At 70.3% G+C, this 23,788-nt stretch carries 18 protein-coding genes; 4 read left to right on the top strand and 14 right to left on the bottom strand.

The annotated features are described in order from the left end of the window. Positions 1-195: 195 nt before the first annotated feature. Positions 196-681, top strand: coding sequence for an NUDIX hydrolase (locus Actob_RS09535; protein ID WP_284919693.1), 486 nt, complete (start codon positions 196-198; stop codon positions 679-681). 6 nt (positions 682-687) lie between these two features. Here the strand turns inward: Actob_RS09535 and Actob_RS09530 are convergent, their stop codons facing one another. Both Actob_RS09530 and Actob_RS09525 read right to left on the bottom strand, forming a co-directional pair. After that, entirely contained in the window at positions 688-1,359 is a 672-nt protein-coding gene (locus tag Actob_RS09530; protein WP_284919692.1) for a response regulator, read from the bottom strand. Then, entirely contained in the window at positions 1,356-2,768 is a 1,413-nt protein-coding gene (locus Actob_RS09525; protein ID WP_284919691.1) for a sensor histidine kinase, read from the bottom strand. Before Actob_RS09525 ends, Actob_RS09530 begins: the two co-directional genes overlap by 4 nt. Positions 2,769-2,976: 208 nt before the next feature. On the opposite strand from Actob_RS09525, the gene Actob_RS09520 reads away from it, so the two are divergent. After that, positions 2,977-3,411 (top strand): DUF1707 SHOCT-like domain-containing protein, encoded by a 435-nt coding sequence (locus Actob_RS09520; protein WP_284919690.1) that lies wholly within the window; start codon positions 2,977-2,979, stop codon positions 3,409-3,411. 110 nt (positions 3,412-3,521) lie between these two features. Next, complete coding sequence (locus Actob_RS09515; protein WP_284919689.1) at positions 3,522-4,349, top strand: metal-dependent hydrolase; 828 nt, start codon at positions 3,522-3,524, stop codon at positions 4,347-4,349. On the opposite strand, the gene Actob_RS09510 is transcribed toward Actob_RS09515, so the two are convergent. The 11 genes from Actob_RS09510 to murD form a co-directional block, all read right to left on the bottom strand. Further along, positions 4,318-4,809, bottom strand: coding sequence for a gluconokinase (locus Actob_RS09510; protein ID WP_284919688.1), 492 nt, complete (start codon positions 4,807-4,809; stop codon positions 4,318-4,320). The two genes, Actob_RS09515 and Actob_RS09510, sit on opposite strands and share 32 nt — an antisense overlap. Positions 4,810-4,823: 14 nt before the next feature. After that, positions 4,824-8,417 (bottom strand): methionine synthase, encoded by a 3,594-nt coding sequence (gene metH, locus Actob_RS09505; protein WP_407653593.1) that lies wholly within the window; start codon positions 8,415-8,417, stop codon positions 4,824-4,826. A gap of 108 nt (positions 8,418-8,525) precedes the next feature. Next, a complete protein-coding gene (locus tag Actob_RS09500; RefSeq protein ID WP_284919686.1) occupies positions 8,526-10,166 on the bottom strand; it encodes a bifunctional 3'-5' exonuclease/DNA polymerase in 1,641 nt (546 codons plus the stop codon). 30 nt (positions 10,167-10,196) lie between these two features. Continuing rightward, positions 10,197-11,099, bottom strand: a complete 903-nt coding sequence (locus Actob_RS09495) for a carbohydrate ABC transporter permease (RefSeq protein WP_407653592.1) — start codon at positions 11,097-11,099, stop codon at positions 10,197-10,199. A 15-nt stretch (positions 11,100-11,114) separates the two neighbouring features. Then, positions 11,115-12,008 (bottom strand): carbohydrate ABC transporter permease, encoded by an 894-nt coding sequence (locus Actob_RS09490; protein ID WP_284914414.1) that lies wholly within the window; start codon positions 12,006-12,008, stop codon positions 11,115-11,117. 32 nt (positions 12,009-12,040) lie between these two features. Beyond that, positions 12,041-13,465, bottom strand: coding sequence for an N-acetylglucosamine/diacetylchitobiose ABC transporter substrate-binding protein (gene ngcE, locus Actob_RS09485; protein WP_284919684.1), 1,425 nt, complete (start codon positions 13,463-13,465; stop codon positions 12,041-12,043). Between the two features lie 23 nt (positions 13,466-13,488). Then, entirely contained in the window at positions 13,489-14,385 is an 897-nt protein-coding gene (locus tag Actob_RS09480; RefSeq protein ID WP_284919683.1) for a carbohydrate ABC transporter permease, read from the bottom strand. Next, a complete protein-coding gene (locus Actob_RS09475; RefSeq protein ID WP_284919682.1) occupies positions 14,385-15,308 on the bottom strand; it encodes a carbohydrate ABC transporter permease in 924 nt (307 codons plus the stop codon). Before Actob_RS09475 ends, Actob_RS09480 begins: the two co-directional genes overlap by 1 nt. 145 nt (positions 15,309-15,453) lie before the next feature. Then, positions 15,454-16,764 (bottom strand): extracellular solute-binding protein, encoded by a 1,311-nt coding sequence (locus Actob_RS09470; RefSeq protein WP_284919681.1) that lies wholly within the window; start codon positions 16,762-16,764, stop codon positions 15,454-15,456. Between the two features lie 36 nt (positions 16,765-16,800). Further along, complete coding sequence (locus Actob_RS09465) at positions 16,801-17,943, bottom strand: MurR/RpiR family transcriptional regulator (protein WP_407653590.1); 1,143 nt, start codon at positions 17,941-17,943, stop codon at positions 16,801-16,803. A gap of 1,119 nt (positions 17,944-19,062) precedes the next feature. Further along, entirely contained in the window at positions 19,063-20,406 is a 1,344-nt protein-coding gene (gene murD / locus Actob_RS09460) for a UDP-N-acetylmuramoyl-L-alanine--D-glutamate ligase (protein ID WP_284919680.1), read from the bottom strand. Between the two features lie 89 nt (positions 20,407-20,495). Here murD and Actob_RS09455 point away from each other — a divergent pair, with 89 nt between their 5' ends. Beyond that, the gene (locus Actob_RS09455; protein WP_284922285.1) at positions 20,496-21,776 is read left to right on the top strand and encodes a dehydroquinate synthase/iron-containing alcohol dehydrogenase family protein; all 1,281 of its coding nucleotides are present in this window, start codon (positions 20,496-20,498) and stop codon (positions 21,774-21,776) included. A 150-nt stretch (positions 21,777-21,926) separates the two neighbouring features. Here the strand turns inward: Actob_RS09455 and Actob_RS09450 are convergent, their stop codons facing one another. Next, positions 21,927-23,723, bottom strand: a complete 1,797-nt coding sequence (locus Actob_RS09450; RefSeq protein WP_284919679.1) for a flavohemoprotein — start codon at positions 23,721-23,723, stop codon at positions 21,927-21,929. Between the last annotated feature and the right edge of the window lie 65 nt (positions 23,724-23,788).

Genomic DNA, 23,788 nt, shown 5'->3' with positions numbered 1-23,788 from the left:
GCACCAGCCCCCACACCCGGCTGGCACTCACAGTCCCCTCAGAGCCGCCGACACCACCACCAGCACCAGCCCCCACACCCGGCTGGCACTGACGGTCCCCTCACGCGCGCTGACACCACCACCAGGGCCAGCCGGGGGCTTGACGCGGGCCGCGTCGTTCACGCCTTCGCAACCGGGTCCGGTTAGGGTCCGTTCATGCCTGCTTCGGAATACGTCCGGAACCTGCGCGCCCGGCTCGGTCACGAGCTGATCATGTTCCCCACGGTCTCCGCCGCCGTCCTGAACGACCGCGGCGAGCTGCTCCTGCACCAGCGCAGCGACACCGGGAACTGGTCCCTGATCGCCGGCCTGATGGACCCGGGCGAGCAGCCGGCCGACGCGGTCCTCCGCGAGGTCGAGGAGGAGACCGCCGTCCAGGTCAAGATCGAGCGCTTGGCCGGTGTGGTGTCCCACGACGTCACCTACCCGAACGGCGACGAGTGCCAGATGGTCAACATCTTCTTCCGCTGCCGCGCGGTCGGTGGCGAAGCCCGCGTCAACGACACCGAGTCCCTGGCCGTCGCCTGGTTCCCCCTCGACGCCCTGCCCCGCCTCAACCCCTTCAACAGGCGTCTCCTGGAGCTGGCCCTCGACGACGACGCCCCGCCGTATTTCGCCGCCCCCGGCGAAGGCGGCTTCTGACGAGTATCAGGCCAGCCAGCCGGGACGGATGAGGCCGGCCTCGTAGGCGTAGACGACCAGCTGCGCGCGGTCCCGCGCGCCCAGCTTGATCATGGTGCGGCTGACATGGGTCTTCGCGGTGGCGGGACTGATCACCAGGCGGACGGCGATCTCGTCGTTGGACAGGCCCTCGGCGACCAGGGCCATCACCTCGCGCTCGCGGTCGGTGAGCTGGTCCAGCGCACGCGGCGGCTCCGGGCGGCGGCCCGCGCCGGCACCCGCGAACTCACCGATCACCCGGCGGGTCACGCTCGGCGACAGCAGCGCGTCACCGGCGGCCACCGCACGCACGCCGCGCAGCAGCTCGACCGGCTCGGTGTCCTTGACCAGGAACCCGGACGCCCCGGTACGCAACGCCTCGAACACATACTCGTCCAGCTCGAACGTGGTCAGGATGACCACCCGGGTCTCGGCGCACACCGGGTCGGCGGCGATCCGCCGGGTCGCCTCCAGACCGTCCACGCCGGGCATCCGGATGTCCATCAGCACCACGTCCGGCCGGGTGGCCCGCACCAGGGTGACCGCCTGCAACCCGTCCGCGGCCTCGCCCACCACCCGGATGTCCGGTTCCGCGTCGAGCAGTGCCCGGAAACCGGCCCGCACCAGCGCCTGGTCGTCGGCCAGCACCACCGAGATCATCGTCTCTCCTCAGAAGTCACGCGGTCACCGGAGGCAGCGCTGTCCCCCGGCTCGTCCGGGCCCGGCTCCCCGGCCGGTGGCGGCTCGTCCGGCGCGGGTGGGGTGGCCGGCCGGCCGGTCGGCAGGATCACGGTGACCAGGAATCCGCCCGTCGGCGGGCAGCCGGCCTCGAGGCGGCCGCCCAGGCTCTCCGCCCTGGCCCGCATGCCGGTGATGCCACTGCCTTTCTCCCCGCCCTCGGCCGGCGGCACCGGCGGCTCCGCGGTCACCGGCCCGTCGTTGCGGATCGACAGGTAGAGCGCGGCGGGGAGATAGCCCACGGCGACGTCCGCCTCGGGCTGCGGCCCGGCGTGGTGGCGGCGCACGTTGGTGAGCGCCTCCTGCACGATCCGGTAAGCCGCCCGGTCCACCTCGGCCGGCAACTCCCGCGGCTCGCCGGTGATCGTGGTCCGCACCGGGATGCCGGCCGCCGCGGTCAGCTCCGCCAGCCGGTTCAGCCCGAGCGCCGGCTGCCGCGGCGCGGCCTCCCCCTCGGTGCGCAGCACGCCGAGCACCGAGCGCACCTCGCGCAACGCCTCGGCGCTCGCGCTCTTGATCGCGGTGAGCGCCTCGCGCGCCTGCTCCGGCCGCTGGTCCATCAGGTGCAGCCCGACGCCGGCCTGCACGTTGATCAGGCTCAGGTGGTGGCCGAGCACGTCGTGCAGCTCGCGGGCGATCCGCAGCCGCTCCTCGGAGGCCTGCCGGCGCTGCTGCTCCTGCAGGGCGCGGGCCTGCTCCGCCCGGGTGCGGGCCTGCTCGGCGTAGTTGTCCGCGCGGATCCGGGCGGCGCCACCGAGCAGGATCATCAGGCCGAGCCCGATCGCCGCGAGACAGGTCTGGCCGGCCACCGGGCGTACCCCCGGATTCAGCCCGAGCGGGCCGGACAGCCCGACGGTGACGCCGACCCAGACCGCCCAGGCGGTGACCCCGCCGATCAGGGCGGCCTGCCGGCGGCCCTGCCGGGCGATGCCGAACAGTGCCAAGGCCGGGGCAGCCGCATAGGCCGCGTGCGGCATGGCGTGGGTGGCGAAGAGGATCGTCGCGGCCGAGGCGACAGTGAAGACCAGGACCGGGAAACGCCTGCGCCAGAGCAGCGCCACCGGGCCGGCCAGCAACATCAGGGTGGTGAGCGAGTCCCACGGCCGGTACAGCCCGCCGTGGGCGATGATGTTGTTGAGCCCGACGAAGTTGGCGACCGCGGTGATCACCACGGGGCTCTGCGGCATCCCGTTGTGCGCGTCCCGGATGCGCCGGCGCCAGGGCGGCCCGGCCTGGTCGCGCGGGGCCTCGGCCGGCTCACCGGGGAACGCGCAACCGTCGGCACGGCGGCCGCCCGGCGGCCGCCGCCGGTCCCGGCCGCGTTTCCTCATGCAGCCGAACCTACGGCACCACGGCCGCCGGGGCATCGGCCCCGGACAGGACTCCGGCGTACCCCCACGGGCGTACGCGGGATCGCCGGATCAGCCTCCGGGCGTACGAAAAAAGAACCGTGAGCTGCGCGGAATGCGTCCCCGGGCCGACGCGCGAGCGTCGCTGGACAGCGAACCTGGAAGCAGGAATCCCGCCGAGGAGGACATCGTGCATCCCGAACACGCCACCTGGTCCGGGCCGGTTACCCGGCTGCGGACCTCCGACACCGAACGCGAGGAGATCGCCGAGATCCTGCGGGCCGCGATGGCCGAGGGCCGGCTGAGTCTCGACGAGGGCGGGGAACGGCTGACCGTCGCCTACGCCGCGAAGTTCCGCGACGAGCTGGACGTGCTGACCGGCGACCTGCCGCACGGCGGTCGTCAGGCTCTCGCCCGGATGCCGCACCGGCGCGCCGCGACACGCCGGTCACTGCAGCGGCATGCCAGTCTCGTCCTGATCGCCGCCGGGGTGCTGACCGGTCTCTGGGTCCTCTCCGGAGCACCCTTCTTCTGGCCGGTGTTCCCGCTGTTCTTCCTGGTGATGGGCGTTTTCCGGCACGCCCGCGAAGGCCGGTGGGAGCCCCGGGCGCATCCGCGTCACTGAGCGCCGGCTGTCGGGTGGCCGACTCCACTCCGCAGTGGACGCGACGGTCGTTGATCTTCGTCCCGCGCTCTGCGACAGTGTCGCAGTTTGTTCGGGGAGGGACGACGCACATGATGGGTCCGTCGCACGCACTGTCGGGGGCGGCCGCCTGGCTGGCCGGCAGCTGGGCGCTCGACCAGTTCGCTGGGTACCACCAGACGCCGCTGATGATCGGCGTGGGCACCGCGATGGCCGCCGGCGGCGCGTTGCTGCCCGATTTCGACCTGTCCGGCAAGGTGACCACCAATCAGGGCGGCGCCACCGTGGCCCGGACGTTCGGGGTGTTCTCGCTGTTCGTGGCCGAGGTGATCGAGAAGATCTCGCTGGGCATCTACACGGCGACGAGGCAGAGCCGGGATCCTAGGCGCGACCACGGGCACCGGACCTTCACCCACACGCTGCCGTTCGCCGCGCTGGTCGGCTGGGGCACCACCGCGCTGGCCGCGCACTACGGCAAGTGGGCAGTGGTCGGCATCATCTTCTTCATGGCCGGCCTGGCGCTGCGCGGCCTGTTCGAGAAGTGGGCGGAGAAGGCGGGCTGGCTGATCGTCACCCTGGTCGCGGCCGGCATCGCCTGGTTCACCGCCGCCAACCTGGCCGATGACCGCGGCTATCCGCTGCTCGGCTTCGCGGTCGGCGCCGGCTGCGTGGTGCACCTGCTCGGCGACATGATCACTAAGAACGGCGTACCGATCTTCTGGCCGATCCCGACCGGCCGCGGCCGGATGTGGCGGATGGTCGGTATCCCGAACCAGTTCGCGGTGAAGGTCGGCGGCAAGACCGAGACCGTCGTGCTGACCACCGCGTTCACCGTCATCTCGCTGGTGTCGCTGCTCGGCCTGTTCGCTCCGGCGGTGCTGGAGCGGTTCAATCTCGATGTGTGGGCATCCTCGAAATAGCCTTCTCCACGATCGTGTCGACCGGGCGGGTGGCGTCGATCCCGACGCCGTTCTCGTCCGGGCCGAGCGGCTCCAGGATCGCGAACTGTGACGCGACCAGGGTGGTCGGCATGAAGTGACCGGGCCGCCCGCTGACGCGGGCGGCCGCCGTCTCCGGCGTCAGGACCAGATGCACGAAGAAGGCTTCCGGGTGGCCGCCACGCAGAATCTCCCGGTACGCCCGTTTGAGTGCCGAGCAGGACACCACCAGCCCGCCGTCCTTGATGGACGCCGCTATCGAAGCCAGCCAGGGTGCCCGGTCCTCGTCGGTGAGCGGCATCCCACTGTGCATCTTGGCCACGTTGGCCGCCGTGTGGAACTCGTCGGCCTCCGCGTAGGGCACCCCGAGCCGCTCGGCGAGGGCCTTGCCGATCGTGCTCTTGCCGCACCCCGCGACACCCATCACCACGATCGGCACCATCCCCGCCACTCCCGTCAGTCGATCGAGTACGCCAGGTTCGGTCGCAGCCAGCGTTCCACCTCGGCGACCGGCACGCCGCGCCGGGCGGCGTAGTCCTCCACCTGATCCTTACCCAACCGGCCGACGGTGAAGTACTTCGCCTCCGGGTGCGCGAAGATCAGCCCGCTGACGGCGGCGGCCGGGGTCATCGCGAACGACTCGGTCAGGCCGACGCCGATCCGGCCGGTGTCGAGCAGCTGGAAGAGGTCCTTCTTCTCGCTGTGGTCCGGGCAGGCGGGGTAGCCCAGGGCCGGGCGGATGCCGCGGAACCGCTCGGCGTGCAGATCCTCCAGCTTGGGCCGGGCGTCCGGCTCGAACCAGTCGCGGCGGGCCTTGAGGTGCAGGTACTCGGCGAACGCCTCGGCCAGCCGGTCGGCCAGAGCCTTGACCATGATGGCCTTGTAGTCGTCGTGCTCGGCCTCGAACCTCGTCGCCAGCTTCTCGGCGCCGTGGATGGCCACCGCGAAACCGCCGAGGTGGTCGCCGGCCGGCGCGATGTAGTCGGCGAGGCAGCGGTTGGCGCGGCCGGCCGGTTTCTCGGTCTGCTGGCGCAGCATCGGGAGGCGGTGCCCGTTCGCCAGCACGATGTCGTCGCCCTGGCGGTGCGCGGGCCAGAAGCCGTAGAGGCCGCGCGCCTGGAACGAACCGTCCGCGATGATCTGGTCGAGCATCGCGTTGGCGTCGTCGAAGAGCTCCCTGGCGACCGGCTCCTTCAGGATCGCCGGGTACTTGCCCTTCAGCTCCCAGGCCAGGAAGAGGAACTGCCAGTCGATCATCTCGCGCAGCTCGGCGATGGTCGGCTGGACCTCACGGACACCGGTGAAGGCGGGCGTGGGCAGCTCGGCGAAGTCGACGGTCTCCCGGTTGGCCCGGGCCTGCTCGAGGGTGAGCAGCGGCTGGGCGTGCCGTTTCTCGTGCTGCTCGCGCAGGCGCTGCTGCTCGGCGCGGTTGGCGTCGTCGAGCTTCACCGCGCGCTCGGCGTCGAGCAGGTCGGAGACGACGCCGACGACCCGGGACGCGTCCAGGACGTGGACGGTGGGCCCGTCGTACGCCGGCGCGATGCGCACCGCGGTGTGCTGCTTGGACGTGGTGGCGCCACCGATCAGCAGCGGCAGGGTGAGCCCGCGGCGCTGCATCTCGGCGCCGACCGCGACCATCTCGTCCAGCGACGGGGTGATCAGGCCGGACAGGCCGATCGCGTCGGCGCCCTCGGCGATCGCGGTGTCCAGGATCTTCGCGGTCGGCACCATCACGCCGAGGTCGATCACCTCGTAGTTGTTGCAGCCGAGCACCACGCCGACGATGTTCTTGCCGATGTCGTGGACGTCGCCCTTGACCGTGGCGAGCACCACCTTGCCCTGACCGCGGGCACCCTCGGCCTTGTCCTTCTCCATGTACGGCAGCAGGTAGGCGACCGACCGCTTCATCACCCGGGCGCTCTTGACCACCTGGGGCAGGAACATCTTGCCGGAGCCGAACAGGTCGCCGACCACGCCCATGCCGTCCATCAGCGGGCCCTCGATCACGTCGAGCGGCCGGGGCAGTTTCTGCCGGGCCTCCTCGGTGTCCGCCTCGATGAAGTCGACGATGCCGTGCACCAGGGCGTACGACAGACGCTCCTCGACCGGCGCCTCCCGCCAGGACAGGTCGACCTCACGCTTGGCGGCGCTGCCGGTGACCGTGGAGGCGAAGGTGACCAGCCGGTCGGTGGCGTCCGGCCGGCGGTCGAAGAGCACGTCCTCGACCAGCTCCAGCAGGTCGGCCGGGATGTCCTGGTAGACGGCGAGCTGACCGGCGTTGACGATGCCCATGTCCAGGCCGGCCCGGACGGCGTGGAACAGGAACGCCGAGTGCATCGCCTCGCGGACGATGTCGTTGCCCCGGAAGGCGAAGGACAGGTTGGAGATGCCGCCGCTGGTCCGGGCACCCGGGCAGCGCTGCTTGATCAGCGGCAGCGCCTCGATGAACGCCTTGGCGTAGCCGTTGTGCTCGGCGATGCCGGTGGCGACGGCCAGCACGTTCGGGTCGAAGATGATGTCGGTCGGGTCGAAGCCGTCCTCGACCAGCAGGTCATACGCTCGCCCGCAGATGGCGACCTTGCGCTCGGTGGTGTCGGCCTGGCCCTGTTCGTCGAAGGCCATCACCACCACACCGGCGCCGAACGAGCGGATCTTGCGGGCCTGCTCCAGGAACGCCGCGGGCCCCTCCTTCAGGCTGATCGAGTTGACCACGCCCTTGCCCTGCACGCACTTGAGGCCGGCCTCCAGCACGTTCCACTTCGAGCTGTCGATCATGATCGGGATCCGGGCCACCTCCGGCTCGGTCGCGATCAGGTTGAGGAACGTGGTCATCGCCCGCTCGCTGTCCAGCAGGTCGGCGTCCATGTTCACGTCGAGCAGGTTGGCGCCGCCACGGACCTGGTCCAGCGCCACGTCGACGGCGGCCTGGTAGTCGTCGGCCTCGATCAACCGGCGGAACTTGGCCGAGCCGGTCACGTTGGTCCGCTCGCCGATCATCACGAAGCCGGTGTCCGGGCCGATCGCGAACGGCTCCAGGCCGCTGAACCGGGTGGTCGGCGCCGGCGGGTCGATCCGCCGCGGGGCCGCGCCGCGCACCGCCTCGGCGATCGCGGCGATGTGCGGCGGCGTGGTGCCGCAGCAGCCGCCGACGATGTTGACCAGGCCGGAGTCGGCGTACTCGCCGATCAGCCGGGCGGTCTGCGCCGGGGTCTCGTCGTAGCCGCCGAAGGCGTTCGGCAGGCCCGCGTTCGGGTGGGCGGCGACGAAGGTGTCCGACAGCCGGGCCAGTTCCGCCACGTGCGGGCGGGCCTCGGTCGCGCCGAGTGCGCAGTTCACGCCGACCACCAGCGGGTGCGCCCGCTCGATCGAGCGCCAGAAGGCCTCCACGGTCTGCCCGGACAGGGTCCGGCCGGAGAGGTCGACGATGGTCACCGAGATCCACAGCGGGAGGTGCGGGGCGACCTCCTTGGCCGCCGCGATCGCCGCCTTCGCGTTCAGCGTGTCGAAGATCGTCTCGATCAGCAGCAGGTCGACGCCACCCTCGGCGAGGGCCGCGATCTGCTCCGCGTACGCCGCCTTGACCTGGTCGAAGGTGACCGCACGGTAGGCCGGCTCGTCGACCCGGGGCGAGAGCGAGAGCGTCACGTTCAGCGGGCCGACCGAGCCGGCCACGAACCGGCCGCCGAACTCGTCGGCGGCCTGCCGGGCGAGCCGGGCACCCTGGATGTTCATCTCCCGCACCAGGTGCTCCAGGCCGTAGTCGGCCTGGGCGATGCTGGTAGCGGTGAACGTGTTGGTCGTGGTGATGTCGGCGCCGGCCGCCAGGTACTGCCGGTGGACGTCGAGGATCACGTCCGGCCGGGTGAGGATCAGCAGGTCGGGGTCGCCGGTGACGTCCTGCGGGTGATCGGCGGGGATGAGCTCGCCACGGTAGTCGGCCGGGGTCAGCTTGGCGCCCTGCAGCATCGTGCCCCAGGCCCCGTCGAGGACGAGGACCCGCTCGGCGAGCAGGTCGCGCAGCTTGGTGACGGTCTCAGTCACGGGGTACACCTCCGAGAGAGTCGGAGGCGCCCTTGTTCGGGATTGTTCACCGGTCGAGCGTGACGGGTGGGCCCGCTGCAGCGCCTCTCGGCCGGACCTCTGAGTTTACCCAGTTCCTCACTTGGCGTCCGCGTAGCAACCAACCACTGAGACATCCACCGGGAATCGCACCTCGCTGTCGCCGAAAAGCATCCGCCCGGCGCGCGCCGCGCACTCGCGGATCCGCTCGGCGACCTCTTCGGCCTGGTCAGCGGGGCAGTGCACGACGACCTCGTCGTGCACGAAGAAGACCAGCTCGGCTCGCGTCCCGGCGAGGGCGGTGCGCAGGGTGGCGAGCAGGACGAGCGCCCACTCGGCAGCCGTGGCCTGGATCACGAAGTTTCGGGTGAATCGCCCCCTCGCCCGTCCGGGTGGCGGCGCCACCTCATCGGGTGGATCCAGGCCGGCGTCCCGCCGTGCGCCGGCCGGGGGCGGGCAGGTGCGACCCAGCCACGAGCGGACCAGGCCGCCGGACTCGCCGACCCGGGCGGCCGTCTCCACGTACTCGAAGGCGATCGGATAGTGGCGGCGGAGCACCGCCAGCGCCGGGATCGCGTCGCCACCGGTCTGCCCGTACATCGCGCCGATCAGCGCGACCTTGGCCTTGGCCCGGTCGCCGTCGAACGAGTCGGTGGCCAGCGCCGCGTAGAGATCGCCCTCGGCGGCCGCCCGGGCCAGCCGGGTGTCGCCGGAGACCGCCGCCATCACCCGGGGCTCCAGCTGCCCGGCATCGGCGACGACGAAGCGCCAGCCCGGGTCGGCGAGCACCGCCCGGCGGATCACCTTGGGCACCTGGAGGGCGCCGCCACCCCGCGCGCCCCAGCGGCCGGAGACCACGTTCCCCAGCGAATACTCCGGGTGGAAGCGGCCGTCGCGGACCCAGGAGTCCAGCCAGTTCCACCCGTGCGCGGTCCAGATCCGATAGAGCTCCTTGTACAGCAGCAGCGGGGTCACCGCGGGATGGTCGACCTGGCGGAGCACCCAGCGCCGCGTGTTCGGGATCTGGATCCCGGCCCGGGCGAACGCTCGCACCACCTCGGCCGGCAGGTCGGGGTGCAGCCCGTGGGTGCCGAACGCCGCGTTGATCTCCGCGGTCAGCTCGACCAGGCGACGCGGCGGGCCGACCGGCTGGGGCGGGCCGAGCAGCTCGCGCAGCAGCTCGTCGTGCACGTCGGCGCGCCACGGCAGGCCGGTGTGGCCCATCTCGGCGGCGATCAGCGCGCCGGCCGACTCGGCGGCCACCAGCATCCGGAAGCGGCCGGGGTGCTCGGTCGCGGCCAGGCGGCGCTGCTGGTCGGCGTAGAGCGCGAGCACGTCGCCGGCGGCGACCGGGATCGACGCGGGAAGCGCGTCGAAGAGCGCGCCCTGCGCGAAGCCGGGCGGCTCGGCCTCGGGCCGGGGCCGGTCCGGTGGGACCGGCAAGCCACGCAGGCGGGCGGTCGCCGCGGCGAGCCCTCGTGGCTCACCCCAGCGCCCGGCGTGCCCGAGCAGCAGGGCCTCGGTCAGCTCCAGGTCGTGACAGCGCGCCACCCGCACGCCGGCGCGCAGCAGTGCCGGGTAGATGTCGGCGGTGGCCGGCCAGACCCAGCGTGGCTGGTCGGCGGCCTCGCGCGCGGCGACGGCCGCGGGCAGGTCGGCCACCGGGTGGGGTGGACCGACCGGCCCGCCGTCGGCATGCAGGTCTTGCAGCCGACCGTCGGGAAGTACCGCTACGAGCACATGGTCATTCTGCTCGCCGGGTACGACAAATTACTTCACGGCGCCGGCGGTGAGGCCGGCCTGGATCTGCCGCTGGAAGACCGCGTAGACGGCGATCATCGGCAGGATGGAGAGGGTGAGCGCGGCGAACAGGGTGGACCATTCGGCGTGGTAGCCGGCCTGGGTGCTGATGTTGGCGATGCCCTGGGTCAGGACCCATTTCGAGTCGGCGCCGGCGCCCTGCATGATCACGACGGGGAGCAGGTACTGGTTCCACTGCCCGACGATGTTGAAGATGGTGATGCTGATCAGCCCGGATTTCGCCATCGGCATCATGATCTGGAAGAACCGGCGCAGGTGTCCGGCCCCGTCGACCAGGGCGGCCTCGTCGATCTCGTGGGGCAGCGTCTTGAAGAACGCGACCAGGAAGAACACCGTGAACGACAGCGAGTACGCGATGTAGACCAGGATCAGCCCGGTGAAGCTGTTGAGCAGTCCCAGGCTCTGCACGATGCCGAACAGCGGGGCCAGCGCCATGAACGTCGGGAACGCCAGTCCGGAGACGAACAGGTAGTAGATCGCCCGGTTACCGGGGAACTTGTAGCGGGCCAGCACGTAGGCGGCCATCGCGCCGAGCAGCATCGTCCCGGCGGTGCTGATCGCCACCACGAACACGCTGTTGAGGAAGTACTGCCCGATGTGCGCCTCGCTCCACGCGTCGGCGTACGTGGTGAACGAGAACGACTCGGGTAGCGCGAACGGCTTGCCCAGGAAGATCTCGGTGTTGTTCTTGAACGAGGCCAGCACGACCCAGAGCAACGGCCCGGCCGTGGCCAGAGCCCACAGGAACAACGCGACGTGCGCGACCCCGTTGAGCGGATTGACCTTCCGGGACCTCTCCGCGGGCTTCGGCTCGGTCACCGCCGCGGTTTCCTCAACGGCAAGATTCATCATCGTCGTCATCTCCGCTCAGGCCGCCACGGCGTCGCGGCGGGTGACCCGCAGGGTCAGCGCGGCGAACGTCAGGGTCAGGAAGAACAGCACCACGCCGAGCGCTGACGCGTAGCCGGCCTGCGAGTTCTGGAACGCGTTCAGGTAGATCTGCATGCTCAGCACCTGGGTGCTGTTGTTCGGCCCGCCGTGGTTCACCGACATGATGTTGACCAGGGCGAACGCGTCGAACGCGGCGATACCCAGATAGACCCAGGCGACCTGCAGGGTGTCCCACAGCAACGGCAGCGTGATCTTGAAGAACAGGGTGACCTTGGTGGCCCCGTCCAGCGCGGCGGCCTCGTAGATCTCCTCGGCGATCGAACCCATCCCGGCGGAGAACAACACCACGTAGAACCCGACCGCCTGCCACACCAGGACCACCAGGATGCAGGTCAGCGCCCAGCGTTCGTCGGCCAGGAACAGCCACGGCGTCCACGACTGCGGCAACAACCCGTTGATCATGCCGGACTTGTCCGACCCGAACACCCGCCCGAAGATCACCGCCACGATCGCCAGCGCCAGCAGCTGCGGGAAGAAGAAGATCACCCGGTACACCTTCGAGCCCCACACCCCACCGGCCTTCTTACCACCGGAATTGAGCAGGAACGCGAAGAACAACGCCAGGGCGATCGTCACGATCGGCATCACGATCAACAGGTACAGGTTGTGCCGCAACGCGATCCAGAACACCGAGTCGTCCCACAACTTCTGGAAGTTCTCCACCCCGATGTACGTGAACCCGCCGTAACCCGACCAGTCGGTCAACGACAACTGGAACATCTGCAGATACGCGCCGACCACGAACACCAGGTAGAGCGCCAGCGGCACGACAAGGAAACCGATGATGAAGGGATACTTGCCGTGCCGCATGACGCCTGCCTAGGGGTTGTCAGAGAACGAGATCAGGAGCGGGTGAACTTGGTGATCGACGAGTCCTTGGCGACGGCCTGCGAGGCGGCCTCCATGGTGTCGCAGAACTTCTGCGCGTCGCCGCCCTTGAAGAACAGCTGGTTGGCGGCCTCGCGGGAGGCGTCGTCGAGCTTCTTGTACCAGGTGTCGAACAGGTAACCCATGAACACGTCCTGGCCGGCCTTGCCCAGCGCGTCGTTCGCGGAGGTCAGCCCGGGGCTGATGGTCACCCCGTCGGCCGCGCCGGCGACCACGGTCAGCGACTTGGTCAGCTTGGTGAACTCCAGCGCCGCCTTCTTCGACAGCATGGTGCGCAGGTACTCCTTGCCACCCTGCGGGTTCTTGCTCTTGGCCGCCGCGAAGTAGATCTCACCGGCCGCCGCGTTGATCGCCGTCGCCGGCAGCTTGTCGCTGGCCGTCACGCTGGGCAGCGCCATCATCGCGTACTCGAAGCCGGCCGGCGTCGACGCGGCCTGCTCGTTCTCCAGCCAGGAGCCGCACGGGTAGAACGCGACCTTGTCCTGGTTCTGCTGCAGCTGCACCTCGGTGTGCTTCAGACCCAGGTGCGACGGGTTGGCGTACTTCTTGCCGATCTCCCCCCACGCCGCGGCGGCCTGCTTGACCGCGTCGTTGGTCCACGCACCCGGCTTCAGGTTGTCGATGTCCTTGAGCACCTGCTCGGTGCCGATCTTCGCCGCCGACGTCATGATCGCCCGGACCATGTAATACGACGCGTTCGCCCCCGCGTAGCTGAACGGCGTGATGCCCGCCGCCTTGATCTTGTCGAGCAGCGCGGTGAAGTCCGCCCAGGTCGTCGGGATGGTCCAGTTGTTCTTCGCGAACAGCTTCTTGTTGTACCAGAGCCCGAAGACCGTGAACGAGTAGTTCACCGCGAACGGCTTACCGTCGTAGGTGCCCTGCTGCACCGCACCCGGCACCAGCGTCTCGGCCACCGTCTTACCGGCGATGTCCAGCGACGGCGCCGCGAACAGATCCGACAGGTCAGCGGCCTGCCCGGCCTTCACGATCGCACCGAAGTCCATGATGTCCGAACCCGAGTTGTTGATCATGTCGGGCGCGGTACCGGAGTTCAGCCGCGGCTTGATCGTGGTAGCGACCTGCTGCGTCGCCGAGTAGGTCACCTTCGAGTCCGGCCACTTGCTGTTGTACAGCGGAGTGTCCACATCGGTGGCGTACTTGGTACCGAGACCACCATCGAAGATCACGATCTCGATACCGGCCTTCGGGTCGATACCCAGCGGGTTGTCGGCCGACTTGGTGCCGGTCGCCTGCTTGGTGTCGTCACCGTTGTCGTCCGAGCCCGCACACGCGCTCAGAAAGCTCACACCGGGCGCGGCGACCAGACCGACGGCGGCGGCACGGCGCAGCAGGGTACGGCGATCGGTTGTCACAGACATCTATGTCCCTTTCGGAGGTTGTTTCAGCCCTTGACCGCGCCGGCGGTGAGCCCGGAGGCGATGTTGCGCTGCACGGCGAGGAAGAAGATGACGACCGGGATCGACGTGATGATCGCGCCGGCCATCAGCGGGCCCCAGTAGGTGCCCCGGCTGGTCTGGTTCTGCATGAGCCAGGCCATCAGGTTCTGGTGTTCGGGGTCGTTGAGGGTGTTGATGATCATGAACTCGTTCCAGGCCTGGATGAACCCGTACACCGAGGTCGCGACCAGGCCGGGGCCGGTGAGCGGCAGGACGATCCGCCAGAACACCTGGCCGCGGGTGCAGCCGTCGATCATCGCGGCCTCGTCCAGCTCGCGCGGGATGCCGGCGATGAAGCCGCGCAGCATCCACACCGTGTACGGCAGGATCAGCACCGTGTAGACCAGCGTCACGCCGATCAGGGTGTTGCCGACGGCGTGCCAGCTCTGCAGCATCAGGAAGATCGGGATCAGCAGCGAGATGAACGGGATCAGCTGCACCGCCAGGACCACCAGGATGATCGCCCGCCGGCCGTAGAAGCGGAACCGGGCGACGGCGAGCGCGCCGAGGAAGCCGACGATCAGCGCCGCGATCACCGCCATGGCGGTCACCAGGATGCCGTTGATCAGCGACTGCTTGAACAGCGGCGCGTTGAACGCGGACGTGAAGTTGTCGAGCGTCGGCGCGTGCGGGACGAAGGTCGGGGTGAAGCTCGACCACTCGGTCTGCGGCTTGAACGAGGTGATCAGCACCCAGTAGACCGGGAAGAACATCACGATCGCGAAGATCAGGCCGGCCGCGTTGGCGACGAGGTTGCCGATCCGGCTGCGCCCGACGGTCATCACGCCGTCGTCGGCCTTGCGGGTCCTGCGGCGCGGCGGGGTGCTGGTGAGGACGGCCATCAGTCCACCTCTCCGATCTTGAACATCTGACGGATGTAGACCGCCATCGCGCCGAGCAGGATCAGCACGGTGATCATCGCGATCGCCGAGCCGAGGCCGTACTTGTTCTGCGAGAAGGCCTGCACGTACGAGTACGTGGCCAGGGTCTGGAACTCGGGCTCCGGCTTGCCGTCCCGCATCACCCAGTTCTGCGTGAACAGGCCGAAGTTCCAGATCACCGACAGGGTCGTGACGATCACGAGCAGCGGCTTGAGGATCGGGACGGTGATGTTCTTGAACCCCTGCCAGGCGTTGGCGCCGTCGACGGTGGCGGCCTCCATCAGTTCCTTCGGCACCTGGGTCAGGCCGGCGTTCAGGGTGATCGCCAGGAACGGGATGCCGGCCCACACCACGCAGGACGTGATCACGATCCAGCCCTGCACCGGGGTGAAGAACCAGGAGTGGTTCTGGAACTCGACACCCGGGAGCTTGTCGATCAGGTAGTTGATCACGCCGACGTCGGAGTCGGTCATCATCTTGAAGATCTGCGCCTGGACCAGCGCGGGCAACGCCCAGACGAACATCATCGCGATGATCATGAGGAGCCGGACGGTCCGGCTGACCCGGCGCATCAGCAGCGCCACGCCGAGGCCGATCAGCACACTGAGCACCACCGACACCGCGGTGAAGAGGACCGTACGGGTCACCACCGACCAGAAGACGCTGTCGGAGAGCACCGTGACGTAGTTGTCCACGCCGACGAACGGCGCGGCGGCGCCGGTCCAGAGCTCCTTGAGCCCCAGCTTCTGGAACGACAGCACGAGCATGCGCCCGACCGGGTAGGCCAGCAGGAGGGCCAGGAGCACCAGGGCCGGACCGGACAGCAGCCAGGGGATGACGACGTCGTCACCGCCACGGCGGCGGCGCCGTTTGTGTCGGGTCACCGGTTGCTCCGCGCCGGATCCGCTCGGCCCGCTCTGCGCGCGGGTCGCCGGAGAGTCGACGGCGTACATCAGCTTTCCTCTCTCACCGAAGAAGAAGAGACGGCGGTGTGCCGCCCGCCCGCCGTGCGGGCGGGCGGCACCCGGATCAGCTCGCGTTGAGCGTCGTGGCGATCTGCTGGTCAGCGGCGGCAGTCGCGTCCGCCAGAGACTTCTTGCCGGTCAGGATGTCCGACAGCATGTTCTGCAGCACGTTGGCCTTCTCCACGTCGGCCCACTTGCCGGAGTTCGGGACGGCCCAGCTGTTCTTCGCCGCGCCGGCGGTGAACTTCAGCGCCGGGTTGTCGGTGGCGGCCTGGTCCAGCAGCGAGGTGGCGTTCGGCAGGGCGCCGGCCTTGATCAGGCCCTTCATCGAGGTGCTGTCGGTGAAGTACTTGATCCACTGAGCGGCCAGCTCCGGGTTCTTGCTCTTCAGCGGGACGCCGACGTTCGAGCCACCGAGCAGCGAGGGGATCTCCGGCATCGGCGCGGCGGCCAGCTTGCCGTTGACCTTGGTCGGGACCAGCTTCGAGTTCGGGTCGTTCGGGTCCTTCTTGACCTGCTCGGCGGAACCCTGCTCCCAGCCGTTGCCGTAGAACATGCCGGCGTTGGCCTGGCTGAACACCAGGTACTGGTCGGCCTCGTCCTTGGTGACGTCCGCCTTCGAGTACTTCTTGACCAGGTCGACCCACTTCTGCAGACCGGCCTGCGAGGCCGGCGTGGAGAGCTGGCCGGCCCACTTGTCGCCGTCCTTCTTGGCGATGTCGCCGCCGTTGGCCTTGACCCACGACATCGCGGCGTACCAGTAACGGCCCGGCATGTAGACGGAGCCGAACTTGGCGTCCTTGTTCGCCGCCTGCACCTTGTCGGCGTCGGCGAGGAACTCGTCGTAGGTCTTCGGCGCGTCGGCGATGCCGGCCTTCTGGAACAGGTCCTTGCGGTAGATCAGGACCCGGGCGCCCGCGTAGTAGGGCACGCAGTACGTCTTGCCGTCCTTCTCACAGGCGCCGGAGAGGCCGGTCAGCCAGGTGTCGGAGTTCTCGAAGCTCTTCTTGTCGAGCTCGGCGAAGCCCTCGGAGTCGACGTACTTGGGGAACTGGGTGTTGCCCAGCTCGACCACGTCCGGCACGTCGGTGCCGGCCAGCGAGGCGTCCAGCTTGGTGAGCACGTTCGCCCACTGCTGGTACTCGACCTGCACCTGCGCGCCGGTGGCGTCGGTGAACCGCTTGGAGGCGTCGTCCACGACGCTCTTCCAGCCGCTCTGGGCGTCGACCATGAGCCAGACCTTGATGGTCTTGCCCTTGCCGTCGACGGCGCCGTTGGCCGAGGTGGTGCCACTGTCGCTGCTGTTGCCACCGCACGCGGCGGTGCCGACCAGCGTGGCGGCGAGCGCCGCGGCGACCGCGATCTTGCGCTTCACTTTTCCTCCCGAAGGGGTTTCATTCGTAAAAAGGGATTAGGCGTCTTTCGCCGCTTTGTGTCCGTGCACCGCCTGGGCGGTGCGCTGGAAGGCGGCATGCGAGCGTTCGTGGGTCCGCTGCGCGACGGCCACGTACAGCAGATCGAGGACCACCAGCTGGGGGTGCCGTGCGGAGAGCGCGTCCGGCCGGAAGGTGGTCGCCTGGGTCGCGGTGATCAGGACGATGTCGGCGAGCTCGGCCAGCGGGGAACGGGGAAAGCTGGTGAGCGCGATGGTGGTGGCGCCCCGGCTGCTCGCCTCGGCGAGCAGCTCGATCGTCTCGCCGGTCTCGCCGGTGTGCGAGATGCCGAGCGCGACGTCGCCGGGCCTGGACAGCGCGGCGCTGGCCAGACCGTTGTGCACGTCGGTCCAGGCCCACACCGGGATGCCGATGCGGTGCAGGCTGAACTGCATCTCCTCGCCGACCAGCGCGCTGCCGCTGGCGCCGAAGATGTTCACCCGCGGTGCTGCGGCGATTGCCACCGCGGCCCGCTCCACCTCGCCCAGGTCCAGCAGCGAGGCGGTGTCGTGCATGGCCCTGGTGTCGGAGGCCATGATCTGGCCGAGCACCCGCTCCAGGGGGTCGTTGGGCTGGATCTCGCGGCCGATGTCGACGGTCCAGCCGGCCGAGCGGGCCCGCCCGGTCTCGGCGGCGATGCCCAGCCGCAGGTCGGCGTAGCCGTCGAAGCCCAGCGCCCGGCAGAAGCGGGTCACCGTCGCCGGTGACGTGCCGCTGCGCTCGGCCAGCTCGACGATGGTGGCCCGGGAGGCGGCGGCCGGGTCGGTGAGCACCTGCTCGGCGACCCGCTGCAGCGCGCCGGTGAACTCCGGCAGCAGCGTCCGGACCCGGACCAGGACCCCGTCGGCGGGCGGGTGGTCCATGGGGTCGCTCCCGATCTTCTCCGTGCGGCCGTGGTTGCTCTCGCCCCGCCCGTTCTCGGTGCGGGGGTGGTTGCTCTCGCCCCGCCCGTTCTCGGTGCGGCTGTCGGCCGGTCGGAGGCGCGGTTCGCTCCGGGACCAGAAGTTCTGGTCAAGCCGGTCCCGCACCGTCAGCTCGCTCCCGTTGGGGGCGGCCTCGCCGCGGGCCGGCGAGTCGGCGACCGCGGTCAACGCGGTCCCGTCCATCTCCGGCTCAGCCATCGGTCACCCTTTCAGGAAGGACTGTTTACTGTTGCGGTAAAAGTTCTTACTAACCGCCCCTCCGTGTCAAGGCCGTGGGTGAAGTTTTCAAACCGTTACCTGACCTGCGCCGATGAACACGTGTTTCCGACCCGCCAGATGACAGCCATCGATCCGGAAATAACCCTTACAACGTGGTCGCCATCACATGTCCGCCTTACGCCCGTTTGCGCTCCTCTGATCAGGGGAGGCTCCGCCACCGATCAGCCCACACGCCGTCGCCCGTTCGACCAGTTCGCAACACGCCAGGCAACCCGGTCGTCACGTCCGAAACAAGATCAAAACGCTTTCCGGTACGCCGTGAGCGCTCCCACCGGTCCGGGCCCGCAGCCGGTCATCTCCGGATGTTGCGTTATTGCTGCCCGCTGGTGCGGGTGGCCACCGTCGCGGTCGCCACCCACGATCCATTGCCGGTCATGGTCCGGATAGCCACGCCCGGGGTTGCCGATCACCGTCGCGGCCGCCACCCACGATCCGTTACCAGTCACGGACCGGATAGCCACGCCCTGGAGCTGCCGGCCACCGTCGCGGCCGCCACCCACGATCCGTTACCAGACCGGACCGGATAGCCACGCCCTGGAGCTGCCGATCACCGTCGCGGCCGCCGCCTGCCGTCCGTAGCTGGTCACGGTGGCACCCGATCCCGGTCACGGTTCGCGGATGTCTGCGGCGGCGCCCATCCCGTCCAGCGCTGGCCAGCGACCACGGCTGGCACTCATGGTGGTCTCAACGACCCGAACACCACCACCACAACCAGCCCAGCCCGGCCGGCTGGCACACACGGTGGCCTCAACGACCCGAACACCACCACCACGACCAGCCCAGCGACCACGGCTGGCACACACGGTGGCCTCAACGACCCGAACACCACCACCACGACCAGCCCAGCCCACACGGCTGGCGCACACGGTGGTTTCGACGGACCGCGACCGGCGGCCGGCCGTCATCAGCGACGGGACGGGCGACCAGGAGCGGCAACCAACGGGGGCCCTGGGGCGCTACCCCGACCAGCGCGCGCACCCCAGCGGAACCCACGTATATGAAGCTTTTGAAGTTTGATCCGGACCGCCGGGACCGCTGCTACTTCGCGGTCGCGCGGATCGCCTCCTGGAAGGCCTCGGAGCGGTGCTCGAAGTTACGGAAGCGACCATAGCTCGGCGCGGCCGGCGAGAGCAGCACGACGCCGCCGGCCGGTGTCACCTCGCGGGCCAGCCGAACCGCGTCGGCGAGGTCCTCGGACGAGTGGGTGGTGATCTTCGGGAGGTCGGCCAGCTCCGCCAGGATGCGTGGGCCGCTGTCCGGCATGCCGATCACGGTGAGTTCGCGGGAGGCGAGGAAGTCTCGTAACGGTGAGTAGTCCAGGCCTCGGTCAGTGCCGCCGACCAACACGGTGAGTGGCCGGTCCTCGTAGGCTTCGATGGCGTGCATGGCGGCGTAGGGCGCGGTGGAGAGGGTGTCGTCGACGAAGGTCAGGCCGGACGGGTCGGGGATCTCGGTGAGCCGGTGCGGGAGTCCCTCGAAGGAGCGGACCGCGGCGGCCAGCTCGGTGCGCAGGCCGGCCACGTCGATGCCCATGCCGTCCAGCACGGCCAGCGCGACGCACAGGTTGCGCTCGTTGTGCCGGCCCTTGAGCCGCAGCTCGGAGCGGGGGAACAGCGGATCGTCGCTGCAGAAGACGGTGCCCTCCTCGACCCGGAAGCGGGAGTCGCCGGCGGCGGCCGGGACCGGCGGGAAGCCGTTGCGGTCGGCGACGCCGCGGATCTCGTCACGCAGTCGCTCGTCGGCGCCGTTCACCACGATCAGATCCGGTCCGTGGCGGAGCAGGTTGAGCTTGTCGCGGTAGTACTCCCGCTCGCCGCCGTGCGCGTCCAGGTGCTCCGGAAAGAGCGAGGTGACCACCGCCACCCGCGGCGAATCGGTCAGGTCGGCGCACTGGTAGCTGGACAGCTCCAGCACGTAGAGGTCGGCCTGGGGCAGGTCGAGCAGCGGGACGCCGATGTTGCCGCCGTACGCGTTGGGCCGCCCGGCCGCCGCGAGCAGGTGGCTGATCAGGCTGGAGGTGGTGCTCTTGCCCTTGCTGCCGGTCACCCCGACGGTCTGCGCCGCGTGGTCGGCCATCCAGAGCGCGCTGCCGCCGGTGATGGTGATCCCCCGCCCGCGCAGTTCCGCCATGAACGGGTGGGTGGACGGCACGCCCGGCGAGCGGACGATGACATCCGCGCTGGCCAGGGCGGCGAAGGCGTGCTCACCACCGGCCAGCGGGGCGAGCTCGCCGTCCCAGGGGTCGTCGAGGTAGCCGGCGCTGTCGTTGACGGCGATCAGCCGGGCCGGCTCGTGCCGGGCGATCGCGGTCACCGCGGCCCGCCCCTCGCGGCCGGTCCCCCAGACCGCCACCGAGCGGCCACGCAGGTCTGCCAGGCGCACGTCAGTCTCCCCAAGTCGGTTTTTCGCGGGACCGCACTAATATTGCCCGTCGGCCGTTAGACAGGAGTTCCCGGGTGCAGTTCGACGTCATGCGCTTCCCCTCGTACGCGTTCGACCCGACGACGGGAGTCGCCACGTTCGACTACCTGCTCGACGGCCCGGAGCCGCTGAGCTTCACCGAGACGATCACGTTCCCGGTGGCGGCGCGCGAGGTTCCGGACGCCTTCCGCCGGGTGCTCGACCTGCTGCACGTGGTCGCCGGGGTGAGTTACTACAAGGTGGGCGCCCCGCCGCGGGTGCTCGCGCCCGAGCCGGTCGCGCCCGCGGTCGCCGCCTGGTTCACCCGGATCTACACCGACGGCCTGGCCGAGTACGCGTACCGTAACCAGCTCCCGCACGTCCTGGAGCTGACCGTGGAAACCCTCGGTGAGCTGCCCCCGGCCACCCCGGTCGAGGTCACCGGCCGGCCGCTGTCAGCTGTCGGCGGCGGCAAGGACTCGATCGTCACGCTGGAGATCCTGCGCGCGGCCGGCCTCGATCCGGTGCCGTTCTCGGTGAACCCGAACCCGGTGATCGAGAACGTGAACGCCGCGTCCGGCCTGCCCGCTCTGGCCGCCCGCCGCAGGCTCGACCCGCGCCTGTTCGAGCTGAACAAGGCCGGCGCGCTGAACGGGCACATCCCGGTCACCGCGATCAACTCGCTGATCGCGATCGCCACCGCCGTCTGGCACGGACTGGGCCCGGTGGTGATGTCGAACGAGCGCTCCGCCTCCGACCCGAACCTGATCTGGAACGGTCACGAGGTCAACCACCAGTGGTCCAAGGGGGTGCTCGCCGAGGGGCTGCTGCGGGACGCGGTGACGGCGCACACCGGGCTGATGGACCCGTACTTCTCGCTGCTGCGGACGCTGTCCGAGCTGCACATCGCGCAGCTGTTCGCCGGTCACACAGCGTATGACGACGTGGTGACCAGTTGTAACAAGGCGTTCAAGCTGCACGACCCGACCGCGCGCTGGTGCGGTGACTGCCCGAAGTGCCGGTTCGTCTTCCTGGCGATGGCCCCGCACATGCCGCGGGAGCGGCTCGCGCACATCTTCGGGCACGACCTGTTCGCCGACGAGTCGCAGGTGCAGGGCTTCAAGGAGCTGCTCGGCGTCGACGGGCACAAGCCGTTCGAGTGCGTCGGCGAGGCGGAGGAGTGCCTGGTGGCGCTCTCCATGCTGACCGACGACGCGCCGGCGCTGGTGGCACTGCGCGCTGCCGTCCCGGCGTCGGCCTGGGACTCCGTCTCGCACAGCGGCGTCTTCACCCCGGGCGGCCCGCACCACATCCCGCCGGCCTTCCAGAAGATCCTCGACGCGGCCCTCTGAGCCCTGGAGGCCGGGCCCGCGCAAAACACGGGCCCCCGCGAAAGGCAGGCCTGCGCAAAGGCAGGCCCGCACGAAAGGCGGGCACGCACGAAAGGCGGGCACGCGCGAAACGCGGGCACGCGCAAAGGCGGCCCCGCACAAAAGACGGGACTACTCCGGGGCGTCGTGATGGATGCGAGCCGGGTCGACACCCAGCTGCCGCAGCGCCACGCCGGTCGCGGCCAGCATCAGCGGCGGCCCGGCCAGGTAGACCTCGTGCCGGGACCACTCCCCGTACGCCGCGACCGCGTCGGTGACCAGCCCGGACGGGTACGGCCCCGGGTCACCCTCGGCGACCACCGGGACCACCGTGGCCCGGGGCGCCTGCCGGGCGAGCGCCGTCAGCTCGTCGATGTCGTAGAGCTCGCCGAGGTTGCGCACCCCCCAGAACAGCACCGCCGGGCGGGTGTCGCCGAGCGCGGCGAGCTGGGCGAGCATCGCTTTCATCGGGGCCACCCCGGTGTCCCCGGCGATCATCAGCACGCCCCGGCCCGGCTCCTCGGGCAGGCCCATGTCGCCCTCGGCCCGGCCGATCCGGATCCGGTCGCCGGTCCGAGTGTGGTGCACGAGTGTGCCGCTCACCCCGGTCTCGGTCTTGGCCCGCACGTGCAGCTCGATCACGTCGTCCACCTGCGGGGCGCCGGCCAGCGAGTACGGCCGCCAGATGCCGGGGACGTCGGCGACCTCGACCCGCGCGTACTGCCCGGGGCGGTAGGGCATCGGCAGGAACGGGCGCAACCGGACCACCGCCAGGTCGGGGCGGCGGCGCTGGTGGCTGATCACCTCGGTCTCCCAGATCGTCGGCTGGTAGGCGATCAGCGTGCCGCCGTGCACGATCCACTCGTAGACGTGCTGCCAGGTCCACCGCCAGGCCTGGTCGAAGTCCTGCCGCCAGACGCCCGGCACCATGCCGGCCCGCATCGCCTCGGCCAGGGCCGCGCCGACCAGGTGCAGCTGGCTCCACTGCACGCCGCACTCGGCCAGCACCGCGCCCAGTTGCCCGGCCCCGGCCACCACGGCCGGTGGGTCGTCGAGCCGGTGCACCAGCCAGGTGATCGCCCGGGCCAGCTGCCGGCGCTGCGAGTCGGCGGTGCCGGGCAGCGCGGTCAGCAGGTCCGGCTGGGCCTGCAGCAGCGCCCGCCAGAGCCGCTCGGCCACCTCGTCGATGCCGCCGGCGAAGGTGAGGCTGGTGCTGAGCAGTCGCTGGGTGTCCCGCAGCGCCAGGGTGTCGCCCGGGTCCATGCCGTCCGACGGCAGGTGGCGCCGGGTGGTGTTGCGGGCGAAGTGCGCCGCGTACTCCGCCGGGCTGACCGAGGGGAACTCGGTGCCGGGCGCCCCGATGGGGCGCGCCGGTGGCACCCCGGGGACCGCCGGGGCCGGGGTCACCGGTCCGCCCGGGTTGATCCCGGTGATCGGATTGACCCGATTGACCGGTACGCCATAGGCCGCGCTCGCCCCGGCCCGGTCCGCGGCGCCCGGCCGCCGAGCGCCCGGTCCGAGCCCGGAACGGCCCAGCGCGGCACCCTGGTCACCGCGCCACAACAGCTCGGACCCGGGGCCGGTGCGGGTGGACGGCGGGGCGGCGGGCTGCTCGTCGCCCGCCGGGCGCGGAGCGGGCTCGCCGGACGGCGTGGTCCGGCCGATGCCGGCCACGTTTCCCGCGCGCGTGGCGCCGCCGGTGGACGTGGCGGGACGCAGGAACGAGGTGACGGCGGGCGGCACGGGCGCCGGCGCCTCGGGCGGCGCCGGTGCCGGCTCGGCGGACTGCGGTGCCGGCGGAGAGATCTCGGACAGCGCGGCGGCGGCGTCGGCCTCGCCGGCGGCGGCCGCGTCGGGTGCGCTCTGGCGCAGCCGGATGGCGCGCAGCAGGGCGAGCAGATGCGGGTCTGATCCCGGACCAGACGACAACTGACACCCCCCGAGAAGCGGAACGTGCGAACAGTACAACCGTACTGCCGATTGCGGCGCGACGA

The sequence above is a fragment of the Actinoplanes oblitus genome (assembly GCF_030252345.1).
GTDB lineage: Bacteria > Actinomycetota > Actinomycetes > Mycobacteriales > Micromonosporaceae > Actinoplanes > Actinoplanes oblitus.
Note: the sequence above shows the minus strand (reverse complement) of the source record. Positions and strands in the feature narration are given on the sequence as shown.

Bases quoted from the DNA above. Each gene is read 5' to 3' on its own strand.
- Actob_RS09480 (WP_284919683.1), bottom strand. From the start codon at position 14,385: ATGGCCGTCCTCACCAGCACCCCGCCGCGCCGCAGGACCCGCAAGGCC.
- Actob_RS09535 (WP_284919693.1), top strand. From the start codon at position 196: ATGCCTGCTTCGGAATACGTCCGGAACCTGCGCGCCCGGCTCGGTCAC.
- Actob_RS09490 (WP_284914414.1), bottom strand. From the start codon at position 12,008: ATGCGGCACGGCAAGTATCCCTTCATCATCGGTTTCCTTGTCGTGCCG.
- Actob_RS09515 (WP_284919689.1), top strand. From the start codon at position 3,522: ATGATGGGTCCGTCGCACGCACTGTCGGGGGCGGCCGCCTGGCTGGCC.
- Actob_RS09455 (WP_284922285.1), top strand. From the start codon at position 20,496: ATGCGCTTCCCCTCGTACGCGTTCGACCCGACGACGGGAGTCGCCACG.
- Actob_RS09495 (WP_407653592.1), bottom strand. From the start codon at position 11,099: ATGATGAATCTTGCCGTTGAGGAAACCGCGGCGGTGACCGAGCCGAAG.
- Actob_RS09525 (WP_284919691.1), bottom strand. From the start codon at position 2,768: ATGAGGAAACGCGGCCGGGACCGGCGGCGGCCGCCGGGCGGCCGCCGT.
- Actob_RS09465 (WP_407653590.1), bottom strand. From the start codon at position 17,943: ATGGCTGAGCCGGAGATGGACGGGACCGCGTTGACCGCGGTCGCCGAC.
- Actob_RS09530 (WP_284919692.1), bottom strand. From the start codon at position 1,359: ATGATCTCGGTGGTGCTGGCCGACGACCAGGCGCTGGTGCGGGCCGGT.
- Actob_RS09510 (WP_284919688.1), bottom strand. From the start codon at position 4,809: ATGGTGCCGATCGTGGTGATGGGTGTCGCGGGGTGCGGCAAGAGCACG.
- ngcE (WP_284919684.1), bottom strand. From the start codon at position 13,465: ATGTCTGTGACAACCGATCGCCGTACCCTGCTGCGCCGTGCCGCCGCC.